The following is a 1,247-nucleotide window of genomic DNA, read 5'->3' on the forward strand; positions in this document are numbered from 1 at the left end:
GATGCTGACCGACGCGGACGAACCGGGGCCGCCGTTCTGCGAGACGGTCACGCCGGGCAGCGTCGCAAGCGCCTGCGTGATGCTCGGGTCGCTCGGCGACAGCCGGTCGAGATCGGTGCGCGTGAGCACCTGGGTCGTCGCATAACGCTGGTCGAACGACTCGGGCAGGCGCCGCGTGTCGGTCACGTTGATCGTCGGCAGGTCGGTGCCTTCGGCGGCCGGGGCCGGTTGCGAGACCGCGGTGTCGCTAGCGGCGTGGGCGAGGGGCGAGAGGAGCGCGGTCGCGGCGGACGTGGCAAGGAGGTGTCGAATCTTCATGAGGCTGTCGTTGTCGTCGGGCTGCGCTGGCGTCGATCGTGAACGGGCGGGCAGCACCGGTCTTGTTATCGGTGATCGGGTTATCGCGCGACCGGGCCGGGCAGGCCGGTTTCACGGGCGTCGGCGCGGCGCACGCCGGCAGACGCAGTCGATGGGGGACGGCACGCGCGTGCGTGCGGGCCGTGCAGGCCGGCGGCGTGCCGGCGCGGCGCTTCCGGTGCGGAAGCGGATGCGGTAACGATGGACATCGGGCGGATCCTGAGGTCGGGCCGTCCATGCAGCGGGCGACCGCCAACGGCGGTGCCTGGCGCTCCGGGACACCCCGCCCGGTGCGGCTGCCTGGACCTCGGGTCGATGGCAGGTCTCCTGGCTCGCGGGTCGTCATTCGTGCGGGCCTTCCCGGTTTCCCAGTGGCACGCAGTGGCACGAATTCACCGCTCACAGTTGCGGGGGCAGCCGCAGATTCGAGGCATGGCCTCTCCTGCGTTCCCTTTTGATCCCGTCTCCGGGCACCATCAGCGCGCAAGGGTAATGGCGTGCGCGCCGCCACGTCAAATATCCGGCGACGCAGGGATGCGAAAAAACGTCATTACCGGGCAAATTCTTTCGAAATCCTTTCTTTCATGCGTCGGCGTCGCGTTTCATGTCTGACGAAACAGGGTGGTTCGAAGCCGTCCGATCGCGCCTGAACCGGCTCGGCGCGACTCCTGTCCACCGGACGAACGCGCGGCGAAACGCCTCCTCGCCGCCGAACCCGAGATGCGCGGCAATCCGCGCGACCGGCCAGTCCGATTCGCGCAGGCAGCGTTGCGCGGCTTCGGCGAGACATTGCTCCCTCAGCGCGTGATAACCGGTGTGCTCGGTCGCCAGCCGCCGCCGCAACGTCGCCTCGCTGACGCCGAGCCATGCGGCCAGTTCGGCGAGCGCCG

Annotated in this window: 1 protein-coding gene, 1 pseudogene and 1 riboswitch; the gene and the pseudogene both read right to left on the reverse strand. The window is 69.4% G+C overall.

What is annotated here, in order from left to right:
- Positions 1 to 318: pseudogene (locus L810_RS43220) on the reverse strand (TonB-dependent receptor plug domain-containing protein); the annotation flags it as partial.
- A gap of 339 nt (positions 319 to 657) precedes the next feature.
- Positions 658 to 850: riboswitch (cobalamin riboswitch) on the reverse strand.
- Positions 851 to 939: 89 nt separating this feature from the next.
- Positions 940 to 1,247 (reverse strand): helix-turn-helix transcriptional regulator (locus L810_RS43225; RefSeq protein ID WP_042978460.1); only part of this gene is annotated, 308 nt, incomplete at its 5' end.

The sequence above is a fragment of the Burkholderia sp. AU4i genome, assembly GCF_000466765.1.
Taxonomy (GTDB): domain Bacteria; phylum Pseudomonadota; class Gammaproteobacteria; order Burkholderiales; family Burkholderiaceae; genus Burkholderia; species Burkholderia cepacia.